The following is a 15,296-nucleotide window of genomic DNA, read 5'->3' as shown; positions in this document are numbered from 1 at the left end:
AGGACGCTCCTGGTGTGCTGCCCGGGCACCGGAGGCGGAGTCACCGGTGTGGTCCGCGACAACGAGAACCGCGGCGCCGGCGTCGCCTGCACCACACCCTCGCGGTCGACGATCGATCCGCTGCCTGGATATGGCTGTGGGCCGCGGCTTCCCGCAAGCTGACGACAGGTGCGACGCACGCATCCGATTCCTCGAAGACCTCGCACCACTGCGCCATCGTCCGCGTGGCGAACGCCGCGGCGATCTTCGCCCGAACAGCGGGCCACGCGCGGCGATCGTGTTGCCGAGCCGGATCGTCGTCGATACCCAGCCGCACCAGCAACTCGCCGTAGAACTTGCTCTCTATCGCCCCGATGGCCATGTGGCGACCGTCGGCGGTTTCATACGTTGCGTAGAACGGCGCGCCGCCGTCCAGCATGTTTGCGCCTCGCCGATCGTGCCAGGCCCCGGCATTGAGAAAGGCGTGAATGCCCGTCAGCAGATGGGCGCCGCCGTCCACGATCGCCGCGTCCACGACCTGGCCGCGGCCGGTCTGCTCCGCAACGCGCAGTCCGGCCAGGAGGCCCACCACGAGATACAGCCCGCCGCCGCCGAAATCACCGACGAGATTGAGCGGCACCTGCGGTGCGCCCTGCGCGTCGCCGATGGCGTGGAGCGTACCCGTCACCGCGATGTAGTCGATATCGTGTCCAGCCCTTTGCGCGAGCGGACCGGTCTGACCCCATCCCGTCATACGCCCATAGATCAGGCGCGGATTCCGCTCCCAGCAAGTGTCCGGTCCCGGCCCGAGTCGCTCGGCGACTCCCGGCCGGTAGCCTTCCACCACCACGTCCGCCCGCTCGAGCAGTTTCAGAACGACTTCGACAGCCTCCTCCGGTTCGTGTATGCACGGTCGACAGCAGAAACGCACCCTGCGAAACCGTGATGGAGCCGATGGCTGGTTCGCAGAGTGCGTCGCCTTGCCGCCAGTGGGTAGCAGCAAGAGGCCTCTTCTGTACCGACACAAGTCGAGCCGCCGCGCCCTGGGATCGTCGACTATTGGGCGGCTCGGATCCCAGGGCGCAGCTTTCCTTGCTGCACTGGGGGCTTACTGGGCAGCAAGGGGTTTCTCCCGCCCGTCGGATCCGGCTCAGGGGACCGGACGTCCGTCCCCTGAGCCGGAGGGGCGCACCCTGAGACAGGCATCGGGTAATCGAGCGGGAGGCTCGCGCCCCGGGGTGCGCCCAGCCTTGCCGCCACGGGCTGTTCGGCGGCAAGTGGCTTCCATCGAGCGAATTGCGCTAGAAGATCTTCCGCAGGATCTTCATCGCCAAGTCGGTGTAGGGCGGATAGACAAGCCGCAGGTCAGGGCGGAATGTCTTCTTCAAGACGGCTTTGCGGTGGCTCAATGCCTCGAAACCCCAGCGACCGTGATAGGCGCCGATGCCGCTCGCGCCGACTCCGCCGAACGGGAGTTGCGGCACCAGGCAGTGCATGGCGACATGGTTGATCACCGCACCGCCGCATGGGATCTCGTCGACGAGACGCCGCTGCGCAGAGCTCGACCTGGTGAAGTAGTACCCGGCCAGCGGTTTCGGGCGCGCGTTCACGAAGGCGATTGCCTCATCGAGTGTTTCGTAGGAGAGCACAGGCAGGACAGGTCCGAAGATCTCCTCCTGCATCACCGCGTCCTCCGGATGCGGATCGACGATGACGGTCGGCTCGATCGACAACGACGACTCGGTCACTCGCCCGCCGAGCGCGATTCGGCCGTGCGTCTGGTCCAGATAGCCCGCGAGGCGATCGAACTGGCGCTGGTTGACGATGCGTCGTCCAGCGGCACTCGTATCGCGCTCGAACTCGACGATCTGCGCGATAATCTTGTCTACCAGGCAATCTCGAATACGACGATCGGCCAAAACGTAGTCCGGCGCGATGCAGGTCTGGCCGGAGTTCATGAGCTTGACCCACGCGATTCGGCGGGCGACGATATCGAGGTCCGCATCCTCCGCGACAATCACCGGACTCTTACCGCCCAGCTCCAAGGTCACCGGAGTCAAGGTCGGAGCCGCGCCGGCCATGATCTTCTTGCCGATCTCGGTGCCGCCGGTGAACAGCGCATGGTCGAACCCGCAAGACAGCAGATTCTGGGTGACAGACGCGTCACCCTCGATTACCGAAATCGCCTCGGAATCGAGGTATTCCGGCACCAGACGAGCAAGAAGGGCGGAAGTGGCCGGCGCGAGCTCGGATGGCTTGACCACCGCGCAGTTTCCTGCCGCGACGGCCGCGACCAGAGGGCTGAGCGTCAGGTAGACCGGATAGTTCCACGGCCCGATGATCAGGACCACGCCGAGCGGCTCGAACTGGATCCATGCCGAGCCTGGGTACTGGATCGGCGACAGCGGCTGGCGTCGGCGCCGCATCCAGCTACGCACATGCTTGATCGCGTACTCGGCTTCACCGCGCGTCGAGGCGACATCACCGAACCACGCCTCGGCCTTGTTCCGGCCGAGGTCGTCGGCGAGCGCGGCAGCGATCTCCTCCTCCCGATCGTCTAGCAGCTTCACGATGCCCCGCAACTGCTCGAGGCGCCACTCCACGCCACGTGTCCGTCCCGAAGCGAAGCTGCGCCGGGTGCGTTGCACGGCCGCGGAAACAGTCATGTCGGCACTTCCTTCGAAAAGATCGAGCATCATCAGTTCTGGGCCGCGGACGCGGAGCTGTACAGCTTCTCGAGCTCACGCTTGACAAGCTTTCCCGTGGCACTTCGCGGCAACGAGTCGACGAAGTCCACGGTTTTGGGCGCTTTGTAGCGCGCCACCCGAGCGCGCGCGTAATCGATGATCTCGGCGGCTATTTCATCTGTCCGCGCGACTCCCGGGTTCAGCTGAACGACGGCCTTCACCTGCTGGCCCATCTCCGCGTCGGGAACTCCGATCACTGCCACGTCGAAGATCGCGGGATGCAGGGTGAGGACGTTCTCGACCTCTTGCGGATAGATGTTCACTCCGCCGGAGATGATGACGAAGGACTTCCGGTCGGTCAGGAAGAGAAAGCCGTCCTCATCGACGTACCCGAGGTCGCCGACGGCCGTCCAGGTCGGGTGGTCCGGATGCTGGGCGGCAGCGGTCTTCTCCGGATCTTTGTGATAGGTGAACGGCAGTGTCTCGCGCTCGAAGTACACCGTGCCGACCTCACCGTTGGCCAACAGCGCGCCATCATCGTCGCAGATGTGCACCGGCCCCAGAATGCTGCGGCCGACCGAGCCCGGCTTCTTCTCCCACTCCGGGCTCGTGATCACAGCCAACCCATTGCCTTCGGTCGATCCGTAGTACTCGACGAGAATCGGCCCCCACCAATCGATCATCGCGCGCTTGACCTCCGGCGGGCACGGCGCGGCCGCATGAATAACCAGCCGCAGACTCGAAAGGTCGTATCGTTCCCGCACCTCGGTGGGCAGCTGCAACAGCCGCACGAACATGGTCGGGACCACCTGGGTGACCGTCACCCGGTACTGCTCGATGGCCTGCAGCATGTCCTCGGCACCGAACTTCTCCATCATGACCACGGTCCCGCCGTAGGCATGAACGGCTCCGGACCACCGCAACGGTGCCGCGTGGTAGATCGGGGCGGGCGATAGGTAGATGTCGGATTGGTTGACGCCGAAAAGCTTTCCGACCACCATGGTCAGTGGTTCTCCCGGCTGATCGACGGTGAGTGGCAGCAGTGGCGACTTGATGCCCTTGGGCCGCCCCGTGGTACCCGACGAATACAGCATGTCCGCACCGCGTGGCTGCTCCGTGAGTCTCCCGGCGACACCGGCGAGCTCAGCCGTATACGAGCGGTAACCCGCGACTTCGCCGCCGAAGGCCAGCCAATGCTCGACCCGCGGAGCCAGCTCAAGTACCGCCGCGGCAAGTTCGGCGACACCCGCCGAGGCGATCACCGCTTTCGCATCGCAGTCGTCGACGATGTAAGCGGCCTCCACTGGGGTCAGATGCCAATTTATCGCGGTCACGTACAGCCCCGAACGCATCGCCGCCCAATAGATTTCGAAGCATTCCGGCTCATTGTCGGACACCAGCGCGACGACGTCGCCCTTGCGCAGGCCGAGGTCGTGCAACGCTCGGGCGAGTCGTGCCGAATTCTCGTCCAGCTCGCGGTAGGTGATCGTCCTGCCGGAACCGGCCATGATCACGGCCGGCTTGTCCGGTGTCGACAGGGCGTGGATGCCTGGAAACATTGTGCGGTTCCTCTTCGTTAGATCTGTTGCGGTCGGTCTCAGACCAGAAGGTCCGCGCGACCGTTCTGCTTCAGGCTGTCGATGTAGACCGGGTGCAGCTTGCTGCCCAGCGGAGCCAACTTGAGCATGCTCGCGACATTCCCCCCGATCTTGATCTTGCCCTTCGCCATCGCGAGCGGCAGGTTGACCTTTCCTTGCCAGTAGGCGTTACCCGTGTCGGCAGTCATCCGCATGGTCGCGGTCGACTTTCCGAAATGCTCCCGGCCCAGTTCCACGACACCCGCGGGTGCGTCGATGACCAAGAAAGCTTCCGGATCGGAGAACTCGAACCCGAGCACGACACCGGTGGCCGCCAGCTTCGGACCGATCTCCGGATCGGCGAACGCCTGCTCGAAGATGCCGCCGATGTACTTGCGTACTTCACCCGCGTCCTTGAAGGCCATGTCGGTTCCTCTCCCGCAGGGGCGCAGCCCTGCACTACAGAATCTAGGTTCGATTAAATTTCAGTCCGGCTATTCACCGGATTCCTCGATGGGAATCTGGGCGAACCCCAACGGAGCATGCCATGTGGTATGCCTCACAGGCGATGCGAGTATCGTAAGCATAAGTCGACTTATGCACAACCCTCGGGACTAACTTGCTGCCTTGAAGCGGTCGACCACCCACGAGGGAGATCCATGGCCATCAAGCAGGACTACTTCGACACCGCGCTCGAGCTGCTGTCCGAGCAGGGTTACAGCGCTCTGAAACAGGCGCCGTTGTGCAAGCGGCTCCGCGGGACGACCGGGTCCTTCTATCACTCCCCCATCGCGCCGAGGCCGCGATCCGGGTCTGGAGCAAAGTCGACCCGCAGGTTCAGGCGGTCCAGGATGCCGTCGACACTCAGCGATGGAAGTGCTGCTGCAGGCCACACGAGCGATCTTCGGGGACGAAGACAAAGCGCTGAATCATGCCCGCTGGGGTTTGTACCTACTCGCCGGATATCAGGAACTGGACTCCAGTCGAGACCCGGCGGCGCTCGAATAGTTTTAGGCCGCCTGCTCAGCGAACTGAAGGAAAAGTCACGCGAGAAGGGCCATGTAGCGCCAATCTAGAACCGGCCGGTCGCGATCGACCGCCGGGCCGCCGGCGAAAACCTCCGATCGAAGATGTACCAGGTGAGCGCCGACGCTGGTCGGAACCACCTCTTCGACGGTGATCAGACTGTGCAGTGTATCGCCTTCGTGAACCGGACCGACGTGGTCGCAACCGTGCCAGCCGACCACCGTCGCCAGATTCGGGAAGGCCCGCGAGGCCTGCGACAAAGCGATTCCTATGGTGTGGCCGCCGTAGACGAGTCGGCGACCGCCTGCCGCATGTTCGTCGTGGTGCACTCGAGCGATGTTCAGGCTGATTCGGGCGAGCCGCGGGGCCGCATCGACCACGTCACCGCCGATCACCTCGAACTGCTGTCCGGCTTCTGGAACGGGGTCGCCTGCACCCCGCATCTCCGCCAGCGCATTCGAATCCCATTCACGCACCGCCGCAGTCCAATCGAGGTCGGCACCGGAGCCGATACCGTTCAGATCGTCCGCGCGTCCGGTGTCGTGGTCTGCGCGCAGCGGCAGCATGGCGCAGCGCCAGAAATCGAGGACATCGCGGTCGTGCTGGTCGACAGTCCGAATTCGTAAAGCCACCAATCCCGTCGGAGCGCGATCGGGTCGACGCCGATTCTGTCGCAGCCCTTCGACCGCGGTCGTGGTGGTGAGGGTGTCTCCCAGATGCGGCATGCGCCGGAAGACCAACCCCCGATAGAACAGATTGGCTTTGACATGGTGAGTGACCACCGTGGACTGACCGATCGCTACGTCCCACACCAGGGCCGGGTGCGCCAGGCCCGGGGCACCGGTCACAGCCGCCGAAAGGCCGTAGTCGAGCGGAAGCCGTAGCCGATCGCCGACCACCGACTGGTGGACCGCTGCGAGACCATCCGACAAGGTGACCGAGGGCGCAGCGTCGAATACCTGTCCGAGTTCCAGCTCCTCGAAGTAAGGCCCTTCCGCCTTCACAGCGAAACTCCGATCTTCAGCAGGGTTCGACGAGCCGCCACCGCGACCGCTTCATCGATCATCTGACCGTCGAGTTCCACCGCACCGCGGCCGCCGTCGTGGGCCGCTGCCAGTGCATCCACCACGCGCCGCGCGTGCCGCACCTGCTCACTGGAGGGCGCGAACGCACGTTCGATGGTGTCCACTTGTCGGGGATGAATCGCCCACTTGGCGTCGAAACCGATCCGCGCGGCATGACTGACCGCCGCCTCGAAACCGTGGTCGAGCGCGACGCCGAGATATGGGCCGTCCACCGCATCCAGATGATTCGTTCGTGCGGCAGTGATCACCCTGTCCTGCACCGCGAGCCAGAGCGTTGGGTCCAGGCCCGCGGCCCTGCCCAGCGACGCAGCAAGATCCGCGTATCCGGTGATCAGCGCGGATAGCCGGGGGGTAGCCGAGGCGATCTGGTCGATCCGGCTCAGCCCGTCAGCGGTTTCGATGAGCGCTTCCACGGCGAGCGGGGCGGCGCCCCCGCCGTCGGCCTCGACGCCATCGAGTAGACGATCGGCGAACTCGAGATCCCCCGGCGACTCGACCTTGGGCAGCACAATGGAGCTCGCGGGAATCGTGGACCGTACAACCGCGTCGATATCGAGATGGCACCAGCGGCTTCGCGGCGCGTTGACCCGGACCGCGATGGAAGGCACCTGCGCGAAGTCTCCCCAGGTGACCGCACCCAGCAGCGACCGCGCGCGATCCTTGTCCGCGGGCGGCACCGCATCTTCCAGATCGATGACCACCTGGTCGGCGCCGGACACCAAGGCCTTGCGGATCTTGTGCTCGTCGCCCCCTGGCACGCAAAGGACCGACCTCCGCGGTGGACGTACCGTCATCACACAACCACCTTTCACAGTTTTTAATCTATGTTAAAGTATATCGGTAGTTGTCCGAGCCCAACGAGGAGTCAACGGTGAGCGAGCTGTCCGCCGAGGAACAGCAGGTAGTGGCGACGGTGCGCGAATGGGTGGACCGAGAGGTCCGACCCGTTGCTCGCGACCTCGAGCACGCCAACGAGTACCCGGAAAAACTGATCGAGCAGATGAAGCAGCTCGGCATCTACGGCCTGGCCATCCCGGAGCCCTACGGCGACGCGCCGGTATCCATGCCGTGCTACGTAGGGGTGACCGAGGAACTCGCCCGCGGCTGGATGAGCCTGGCGGGCGCGATGGGTGGCCACACGGTCGTTTCCAAGCTGATCCTCGCCTTCGGCACGGAGGAACAAAAGCAGCGGTATCTGCCGAAGATGGCCACCGGCGAGATCCGGGCGACAATGGCTCTCACCGAGCCGGGCGGCGGTTCCGACCTGCAAGCCATGACCACTGTCGCCAAGCGCGACCTGGACGGCTACACGATCAACGGCGCCAAGACCTGGATCAGCAACGCACGCAGGTCGCAATTGATCGCACTGCTGTGCAAGACCGACCCCACTGCCCAGCCGCGCCACGAGGGCATCAGCATCCTGCTCGTCGAACACGGCCCCGGCCTGACCGTTTCGCGCGATCTGCCCAAGCTCGGCTACAAAGGCGTCGAGAGCTGTGAACTCGTCTTCGACGGCTACCACGCACCCGCGGACGCCGTGCTCGGCGGCGTCGAGGGCAAGGGTTTCGCTCAGATGATGAAGGGCCTGGAAACAGGTCGTATTCAGGTGGCATCGCGTGCCCTCGGAGTCGCCCAGGCAGCTTTCGACGACGCATTCGCCTATGCACAGCAGCGTGAGAGCTTCGGCGTGCCGATCTGGCGGCACCAGGCCATCGGCACCTACCTGGCCGAGATGGCCACCAAGCTCACCGCCGCACGACAGCTGGTCTTGCACGCCGCACGCCGCTTCGACGCCGGCGAGCGATGCGATATGGAAGCGGGTATGGCCAAGTACTACGCCTCCGAAGTCGCCATGGAGATCGCGCTCAACGCGGTGCGCATCCACGGCGGCTACGGCTATTCGACCGAATACGACGTCGAACGGTATTTCCGCGACGCGCCGCTGATGATCGTAGGCGAGGGCACGAACGAGATTCAGCGCAACGTCATCACATCGCAGCTCATCGCCCGCGGCGGTCTCAGCCGATAAGGACCGCAAGACTGGAACGGCCGGTGCGGGCGACTCGACTCGCCCGCACCGGCCCTTTCGTTACGGCACACACGCCCAACAACTACTCGGAATCGCCCTGTGGTACAACAGGTTCGGATGAATACTCGAGGCCGAGCGCCTGCTCGATCTCCTCGAGCGCCCCTGCCATGTAGACCGCTAGCCGCTGCACATGCGGCAGCGACCTGCTGCAAGCGGTGAGACTGATAACGGCTTTACCAGCGTAGCTCGACATCGTCACATTCAGCGCCTGCCCGTGAAAGACCACGGACGGGCCGTAGATCTCCTCGACCCTTGCGCCGTTGAAGTACAAGCGTTCGACAGGACCGGGCACATTCGAGATGACCAGATTCGCGGCCGGGCGGCCGTACCCGCCGAGGCCGAGCAGCAGCATCGCCATTTGCGGGCCCAAAAGCAACATCGTGAAAGGCGTCACCGCCGACGGCGGCAGCGCCCGGTGAAAACTTTTGGCTGCCACCGTGGACCGATGCACGGCCCGCAATCGAACGACCGGATCAACAATATCGGTGCGCAGCCGTGCGAAGACGAAGGCCAGCGCGTTCCCCATCGACTCGGCGTTCAGTTCACGCACGTTCACCGGGATCTGACCGACTATCGGGCCGTCGGGCACGGCGTTCAATTCACCGAGGTATCTCTGCAACGCTCCGCCGAAGGCGGTCAGAAAGACATCATTGACGGTGACGTTCGCGGCCTTGGCCACGCGCTGGAACCGCGCCAGCTCGTAGTGCTGGGTAGCGAACCTCCGCTGGCCTCCGATGCGCTGATTGAACAGGGTCCTCGCAGCCTGGAACGGGCGAGTCAGATCGCCGGTCCGGTCCGAGCGCACAGCGACGGCCATCGCACCTATCGCCCGCACCGCCACCGCCAGGGAACTCGTTGCGAGACAGAACCTCCCGACAACACCGAATCTACCCAACGCCGACATTGCGGTCCCGGCCGTTTCGACGGCGACAGGCCGTCGCGCGGGACCATTACCGCGGATGCCCGCGCTCCACGGGGGCAGCAGATCGCGAGCATCCGGATCGGTCGTGAAGATCCGGCCTATGAGGCGCGCGGCCGCGACACCGTCGAGTTGCCCGTGATGGAGCTTGAGGTAGATCGCGAACCGGCCGTGCTCGAGCCCCTCGATCACGTGGCATTCCCACAGCGGCCGACGCCTATCCAGCGGGATGGAGTGCAAATGCGAGATCAGTACGCCCAGCTCCCGCTCCCCACCCGGGGCAGGCAACGCGACGTGGCGCAAATGGTAGTCGAGATCTACGTCTTGATCAGATACCGCTGACCAGCACGGAATCGGCCTCTTACGCAGCACGTAATCGAACGGCGATGCGAAGCTTTTGCTCTCACGCCACTGCGCGACAAGATCTGCCACGTACGTCGGGGCTGCCGCCTGCGGCGGCGACAGGATGATCAGCGGGCCGAAATGAGCAGGCGCGTCACCCCTTTCCGCGAAGAACCACGCGGCGTCAAAGAGGTTCAGGAAGGTTTTCGTCATCTACCTGTTCTCAATCAATTGGAACGGATGGATGGCGTTCGTCGTTGAATGCCCTTGCTGGAGAAGCGCGGACTCGCCCCCGGTCTCCAGTGGAATCTAATATATGTTAAATTGATGCTCTCGTTCGACATCGAGGTACTATGTGGCGCTCTACATAGCAATATCCGCCACCAGCACCTTCGAAATCCCCGAGTGGGCACGAAAATGGGTGACCCCAGGGAGAGACCACCCATGCCGTAACCGGGACCGATCGATTGGCTACTTGCGCGCTGCTCGCACCGGCGCGGATTTCGGCGCCGCAGGCGCACCGTTGATTCGCGCGTCGTATCCGCTCCGAGCCGACTTGTCGACCGTCAGGAACGTCGTGTCCGCCTTCAGCAGATGGTTCATGAAATCCCGCATTCGACGACCGAAGACGGGCTGCAGCCGCGCCACCGGACCAAGGATCCCGGGCAGGTAGACGTCCGGTTTGCGTGCCGCGATCGCGCCGACGATACCCGCGGCGACCTCTTCGGGCTCTAGATTGCGAACGAACTTCGTCCCGGTCGTACCAGCGATCAGATCAGTATTGGTGAACGAAGGCAGGACGCAAGTGAAGGACACACCGGACTTCGCGAACTCCACGCGCGCCGTCTCCGTCATGGAGATCACCGCGGCCTTACTGGCTCCGTAGCTCAGACCGCCGGGAACCGGTGCCGTGCCGGCCATGGAAGCAACGTTGACGATATGGCCCCGGCCGCGCGAAATCATGCCGGGAAGCGCCGCTCGCATGCCGATCATCGGGCCCACCACGTTGATATCGAGCACCCGCTTCGACAACGACGTCGACTCCTCGAGAAAAGGCCCGATCGGCATGATCCCGGCATTGTTGATCAAGATGTCGAGCGGACCGAAGCGCTCCTCCGCCTTGGCGAGGAACGCGCCGAACGACTGCTCATCAGTGATGTCGACCCGTACGGCCTCGACGGTCGGGCCGATCTCGGCGGCCGCCCGCAAGACGGCATCGCCGTCGATATCACCGATCACGACTTTGGCGCCACGGTGATGCAGCTCCTTCGCGGTCGCCAAGCCGATTCCACGCGCCGCACCCGTGATGGCCACGACGCGACCTTCGATCCGGCGGTTCAGTTGCGATTCTTTCATTCCCTACCTACTTCGTTGGAGGTCGTCAGCCGCGAGTTCAACGGCTCGAGTCCCGTCGCGCCGCGACGGCCTGTGTAGTGGCGCTGCCGTGCATCGAGCAGCCGTCGCAACAACTATATTGGAAGATAGATTAAAATCTAGCCCGAACGCGTTACCAGATCCAGGCAGTGGTGCAACATCCCCCATCAGGCGTACTGCCAGAGGTTGCGGCACGGCAATGGCCGCAACCCCCGTCGAACCCTCCCGTCTACCAGCACGCGATAGCCACGCCGGAGCATGGCAGCGGCAAAATGACGGGCTTCCGCGGCCGTGGCCGCGTACTCCAGCCGCATCTCCCCCGCCACAGAGTCGAACCGAATCTCCACGCGAAAGAACGGCTGGCGTATGAGCGACACCGCAGGCGTCCGAAATCCGCCGCCCATCCCGCTGACCTCCGCCCTGTCCCAGGCGCCCGACGCGCTCAATCGACGTGACATCCGATGACGGTCATGAACTCGAAACCGGACTCGTACGCCGGGACGCAGCGAAGGCAAGAGCCTCGTCCCAGCCGGCCTTCTTCATGAGCAGTGCGCGGTACTTCATGATGACGTTCTGACCGTTCAAGGTGAGCGCCCCCGCGAGCCGATCACCCTCACGGTACAGCGCGACCCACCGCTCATCGGCGTCCAGATCACCGTCGACTACCCGAATCTCGTCGGCGGTAGGCACACCGACGAACTGGATCCGACTGTCGTACCAATCGGACCAGAAGTACGGCACCGTCTGATACGGCCTGGCGGACTCCGGGTCCAATGCGTTTCGCGCGGCGAGGGCACCTTGTTCGGCCGCGCTGGTCCAGTGCTCCAGCCTCATCAGCCGGTCGAACAGCGGGTTGTGCCAGCGCGCGACATCGCCGGCGGCGTACACCCCGTCGACGCCGGTCCACAGTGCCGCGTCGCAGACGACACCGTTGTCCAGACGCAGACCCGAGCCCTCGAGCCAACCAGTCGCAGGAATCGCACCGATCCCGACGACCACCAGGTCGGCCTCGATCGCGGTGCCGTCGCTCAGCAGCACGCGCTCGACACGACCATCTCCTTCCAGACCCGTCACACCGACGCCACAGCGCAGGGGGGTGCCGTTTCGCTCATGCAGAGCAGCACACGCCGCACCCATTCGATCGCCGACGGCCCGGACCAGCGGAGTGGGCAGTGCCTCGAGAATGGTGACATCGAGCCCACGCTTGCGCGCACCGGCGGCTACTTCCGAACCGATGAAGCCGGCTCCGACGACGACGGTCCGCGCGCCCGCTTCGAGGGCTTGCCGAATGGCGATCGCGTCATCAAGGGTTCGCAGGGTGTGTACGCCGCTCAAGCCTTCCGCTCCGGGCAGTGTGCGCGCGTCGGCGCCCGTCGCGATCACGAGCGCGTCGTAAGACACCGCACGCCCACCGACCAACACTTGCTTTCGCTCGGCATCCAAGCTGGTAGCGGGCGCGCCGAGTTCGAGTTCGACCCCGAGTTCCTCCCGCAGGACTTCTTCGGTACGGAAGATCGTCGAGGCGGGGCCCGCACCGTCCGGCAGTTGCTCCAAGTACGCCTTCGACAGGGGCGGCCGGTCGTACGGTAGGTGCTTTTCGGCCCCGATCAGCGTGACGGCTCCCTCGAAGCCCGCTTTGCGGGCGGCTTCCACCGCTCGCAAGCCGGCGAGGGACGCTCCGACCACTACGAAGTTCTCCTTGGTCAACTCGCCTACCTTCCACTCCCGACGACTGCTTTAATTGAGATTAAATTAGAATACTGGCGCCGGTCAACAGGTGTGTCCGCTTCAGCGGCTGCCATCCGGTTGCCAGCGGTCGTATCCTTGATCCACGAGAAGACCGTGTCGAGGACGATTCATGAGCACCGTCGACGATCCCGCGAGTACCCAGCGGCACTCGGCAGCCGGAGTCGAAGCGGAACTGGACGCCTAAGGTTTCGAGGGCGCCGAGGTGATCGGGCGTGGCGGCTTCGGCACGGTGTATCGCTGTCTCGAGCGGGCCCTCGATCGGCTGGTGGCCGTCAAGGTGCTCAGAGTTGGCTCAGGCATCAATGACCTGGAGAGATTCCTGCGCGAACAGCGCAGCCTCGGCAAACTGTCCGGCCACCCCAATATCGTTACGGTGTTACATGCCGACGTCACCGCGACCGGCCGGCTGTATCTCGCGATGCCCTATCACGCACGTGGTTCGTTGTCCGAAATCCTCGAAGCTTCCGGGCCACTCTCGCTCTCCGACGGTGTGCGGCTGGTTGTGAAACTCGCAGGTGCGCTGGAGACGGCGCATCGCAACGGCATTCTGCACCGCGACGTGAAGCCCGCGAACATCCTGATCACCGGCTACGGGGAACCGCAGCTCTGCGACTTCGGCATCGCACACGGCGCGGGTGGATTCGAGACGGGCACCGGCGGGGTGACCGATGTCGTCTCGCAGAGAACCGCTACTCGTCGCGAAAGCCGAAGCGTTGGTTCAGACGCTGACCGAGCGCGGCCGGGGCACGCGCACTGATCACAGCGGAGATTTGGCTTGCCCGCTGCCTATGGGCTGCGGGCAAGCACGACCCGGCGCAGAAGATATTGGCCCGGCTCGAGGCGCGGTGCGAAGAACTGGGATTGATCCGGTTGATCCGTGACGAGGACGCGCAGCCGATCCGCATGGCGAGCGCGGCACCGGACTCCGGCACATCGGCCTGACCTGCGTACTTCATGATGGTCTCGATCCCCACGGAACTGCGTCGAGGGGGTAGGCCGAGCGACGTGAATAGGCCGTGGGCGTATGGTTCTCTTTGCCCACGGCCTATTCCGTCGTGCCGCTGCCTGGATCTCGGTGGAATGCCACCGATTGCGGCCGTCTCGGTACGCGCGCCCGCCGGGTCGCGGCGGCCGCACGTCGCGTCGTGTAGTTACGCCGACGCGACCGGGAACTGGTCTCGAATCTTGTCGACGACGATCTTGGCGGTTTCGGCGCACGCGGTGGTGCCGCCGTTCGCGTACTCCTTGACCGCATCGCCAACGTTCCACAGGTTCGGGATCGGCGTGGTGTGCGGCAGGTCGTAACCGGCGACCGCGCGCTGCGGCGGCCAGCCGTCACGAGTGACGTTGATCGACAGGATGCGCGCCTCGTCGAAACCCGGGACTTCGTCCCGCAGATCCTGCAGCAGCAGTTCGGTTTCGGCCTGTTCGTCGAAATCGCCCACGGCCGGCTTCGGGACCGCGGTGCCCTGGTAGAGGTGCCATCCCTCGGGTGCCATCTCGGGGCACAACGCGGTGAAGTTCGCGATGTAGCAGAGGCGGCGGCTCTGCGCGAAGCTGGTGAGCCCCGGCGCCTGCACGAGCGGCCGGCGACTGGCGAAGTTCACCGAGATCATGGCGGACGGCCGGTTGGCCTTGTCGACCTGTGTGACATAGTCGGCGGGCAGGTTGTCGCGACCGACCAAATCCAGGGTGGCGAAGGGACCGATATCGCTGACCGTGAAACGGCTTGTCACTTCGAGGGTTTCACCGCCGCGCTTGATCACTGCGCCCGTGATCCGACCTTCGCTCAGGGTCAGCGAGGTCACCTCGCTGTCCAGCCACACCGCGCCGCCATTGCCCTCGACCACTTCGGCCAGTGACTTCCACACACCGATGGTGCCCTCCGGGCAGAAACCGAACTTCTTGAACGCGCTCTTGCGAGTGAAGTAGGTGAGGAATACCCGAGCGGGCAGTTCCTCGGATCCGACCGCGAACACCGATCCGCACATATTGCGGAAGATGCCGTGCACGGATTCGTTCTTGGTGTATTTGGACACCCAGTCGGCGGTGGACAGTTCGCCCTCCGGCAGGCCGCTGTCGTTGCGCGCCGCGCCCAGGCCCTTGACCAGCTTCGCACCTTGGCGGGTCAGTTTGGACAGCAGGAATCCCCAGCCGCCACCAGTGACGTCGACATCCTTGCCGCCGATGCGATACAGGATCGGGGGTTCCGGTTTGCGGATGTCGAACTTCGCGCCGACCTCGTCGAAGGTCTCCTCGGTGATCCCGCCGAGTTCGATGACGATGGCACCGTTGTTGACCTTGAAGCCGTCGACCTCATCGGTGGAGGCCCGGCCGCCGACCTTGTCCAGACGTTCGACGACGAGGGTCTTGTAGCCCAGGTGCGACAGTCGCGCACCGGCGAGCAGCCCGCCGGCGCCGGCGCCGATGACCAGGGCGTCCCAGTTGTTCTCGCTCATAATTGATCCT

At 64.5% G+C, this 15,296-nt stretch carries 13 protein-coding genes; 3 read left to right on the top strand and 10 right to left on the bottom strand.

Annotated features, from left to right (window positions below):
* Positions 1-40: 40 nt before the first annotated feature.
* From ACZ6DL_RS34555 to ACZ6DL_RS34540, 4 genes are all read right to left on the bottom strand, one after another.
* On the bottom strand, positions 41-823 hold the full coding sequence (locus ACZ6DL_RS34555) for a CoA transferase (RefSeq protein WP_466057530.1): 783 nt from the start codon (positions 821-823) through the stop codon (positions 41-43).
* Positions 824-1,280: 457 nt separating this feature from the next.
* Complete coding sequence (locus ACZ6DL_RS34550; protein ID WP_466057528.1) at positions 1,281-2,645, bottom strand: aldehyde dehydrogenase family protein; 1,365 nt, start codon at positions 2,643-2,645, stop codon at positions 1,281-1,283.
* A 32-nt stretch (positions 2,646-2,677) separates the two neighbouring features.
* Positions 2,678-4,225, bottom strand: coding sequence for an acyl-CoA synthetase (locus tag ACZ6DL_RS34545; protein ID WP_466057526.1), 1,548 nt, complete (start codon positions 4,223-4,225; stop codon positions 2,678-2,680).
* Between the two features lie 38 nt (positions 4,226-4,263).
* Positions 4,264-4,668 carry an SCP2 sterol-binding domain-containing protein gene (locus ACZ6DL_RS34540; protein ID WP_466057525.1) on the bottom strand — a complete coding sequence of 135 codons (405 nt, stop codon included), beginning with the start codon at positions 4,666-4,668 and terminating at the stop codon, positions 4,264-4,266.
* Positions 4,669-5,113: 445 nt separating this feature from the next.
* Here ACZ6DL_RS34540 and ACZ6DL_RS34535 point away from each other — a divergent pair, with 445 nt between their 5' ends.
* Positions 5,114-5,251 (top strand): hypothetical protein, encoded by a 138-nt coding sequence (locus ACZ6DL_RS34535; RefSeq protein WP_466057523.1) that lies wholly within the window; start codon positions 5,114-5,116, stop codon positions 5,249-5,251.
* A 35-nt stretch (positions 5,252-5,286) separates the two neighbouring features.
* On the opposite strand, the gene ACZ6DL_RS34530 is transcribed toward ACZ6DL_RS34535, so the two are convergent.
* Both ACZ6DL_RS34530 and ACZ6DL_RS34525 read right to left on the bottom strand, forming a co-directional pair.
* Positions 5,287-6,273 carry a MaoC family dehydratase gene (locus tag ACZ6DL_RS34530; protein WP_466057521.1) on the bottom strand — a complete coding sequence of 329 codons (987 nt, stop codon included), beginning with the start codon at positions 6,271-6,273 and terminating at the stop codon, positions 5,287-5,289.
* Positions 6,270-7,148 carry an HpcH/HpaI aldolase/citrate lyase family protein gene (locus ACZ6DL_RS34525; protein WP_466057520.1) on the bottom strand — a complete coding sequence of 293 codons (879 nt, stop codon included), beginning with the start codon at positions 7,146-7,148 and terminating at the stop codon, positions 6,270-6,272. The genes ACZ6DL_RS34530 and ACZ6DL_RS34525 overlap by 4 nt, the downstream gene beginning before the upstream one ends.
* A 77-nt stretch (positions 7,149-7,225) precedes the next feature.
* Between ACZ6DL_RS34525 and ACZ6DL_RS34520 the strand changes: the two genes are divergently transcribed.
* Positions 7,226-8,383: an acyl-CoA dehydrogenase family protein gene (locus tag ACZ6DL_RS34520; RefSeq protein WP_466057518.1), complete on the top strand. Its 1,158-nt coding sequence runs from the start codon at positions 7,226-7,228 to the stop codon at positions 8,381-8,383.
* Positions 8,384-8,465: 82 nt separating this feature from the next.
* On the opposite strand, the gene ACZ6DL_RS34515 is transcribed toward ACZ6DL_RS34520, so the two are convergent.
* The 3 genes from ACZ6DL_RS34515 to ACZ6DL_RS34505 all read right to left on the bottom strand — a co-directional run bounded on the left by ACZ6DL_RS34515 (position 8,466) and on the right by ACZ6DL_RS34505 (position 12,785).
* Positions 8,466-9,917, bottom strand: coding sequence for a WS/DGAT/MGAT family O-acyltransferase (locus tag ACZ6DL_RS34515; protein WP_466057517.1), 1,452 nt, complete (start codon positions 9,915-9,917; stop codon positions 8,466-8,468).
* 258 nt (positions 9,918-10,175) lie between these two features.
* Entirely contained in the window at positions 10,176-11,060 is an 885-nt protein-coding gene (locus tag ACZ6DL_RS34510; RefSeq protein WP_466057515.1) for an SDR family oxidoreductase, read from the bottom strand.
* Positions 11,061-11,546: 486 nt separating this feature from the next.
* Positions 11,547-12,785 carry an NAD(P)/FAD-dependent oxidoreductase gene (locus ACZ6DL_RS34505; RefSeq protein ID WP_466057514.1) on the bottom strand — a complete coding sequence of 413 codons (1,239 nt, stop codon included), beginning with the start codon at positions 12,783-12,785 and terminating at the stop codon, positions 11,547-11,549.
* A gap of 244 nt (positions 12,786-13,029) precedes the next feature.
* Here ACZ6DL_RS34505 and ACZ6DL_RS34500 point away from each other — a divergent pair, with 244 nt between their 5' ends.
* Positions 13,030-13,584, top strand: a complete 555-nt coding sequence (locus ACZ6DL_RS34500; RefSeq protein ID WP_466057512.1) for a serine/threonine-protein kinase — start codon at positions 13,030-13,032, stop codon at positions 13,582-13,584.
* A 394-nt stretch (positions 13,585-13,978) separates the two neighbouring features.
* Here the strand turns inward: ACZ6DL_RS34500 and ACZ6DL_RS34495 are convergent, their stop codons facing one another.
* On the bottom strand, positions 13,979-15,286 hold the full coding sequence (locus ACZ6DL_RS34495; RefSeq protein WP_466057510.1) for a phytoene desaturase family protein: 1,308 nt from the start codon (positions 15,284-15,286) through the stop codon (positions 13,979-13,981).
* Between the last annotated feature and the right edge of the window lie 10 nt (positions 15,287-15,296).

It is taken from the genome of Nocardia sp. NPDC041819, assembly GCF_055590505.1.
Note: the sequence above shows the minus strand (reverse complement) of the source record. Positions and strands in the feature narration are given on the sequence as shown.

Bases quoted from the DNA above. Each gene is read 5' to 3' on its own strand.
- ACZ6DL_RS34550 (WP_466057528.1), bottom strand. From the start codon at position 2,645: ATGACTGTTTCCGCGGCCGTGCAACGCACCCGGCGCAGCTTCGCTTCG.
- ACZ6DL_RS34545 (WP_466057526.1), bottom strand. From the start codon at position 4,225: ATGTTTCCAGGCATCCACGCCCTGTCGACACCGGACAAGCCGGCCGTG.
- ACZ6DL_RS34540 (WP_466057525.1), bottom strand. From the start codon at position 4,668: ATGGCCTTCAAGGACGCGGGTGAAGTACGCAAGTACATCGGCGGCATC.
- ACZ6DL_RS34535 (WP_466057523.1), top strand. From the start codon at position 5,114: ATGGAAGTGCTGCTGCAGGCCACACGAGCGATCTTCGGGGACGAAGAC.
- ACZ6DL_RS34525 (WP_466057520.1), bottom strand. From the start codon at position 7,148: ATGACGGTACGTCCACCGCGGAGGTCGGTCCTTTGCGTGCCAGGGGGC.
- ACZ6DL_RS34515 (WP_466057517.1), bottom strand. From the start codon at position 9,917: ATGACGAAAACCTTCCTGAACCTCTTTGACGCCGCGTGGTTCTTCGCG.
- ACZ6DL_RS34510 (WP_466057515.1), bottom strand. From the start codon at position 11,060: ATGAAAGAATCGCAACTGAACCGCCGGATCGAAGGTCGCGTCGTGGCC.
- ACZ6DL_RS34495 (WP_466057510.1), bottom strand. From the start codon at position 15,286: ATGAGCGAGAACAACTGGGACGCCCTGGTCATCGGCGCCGGCGCCGGC.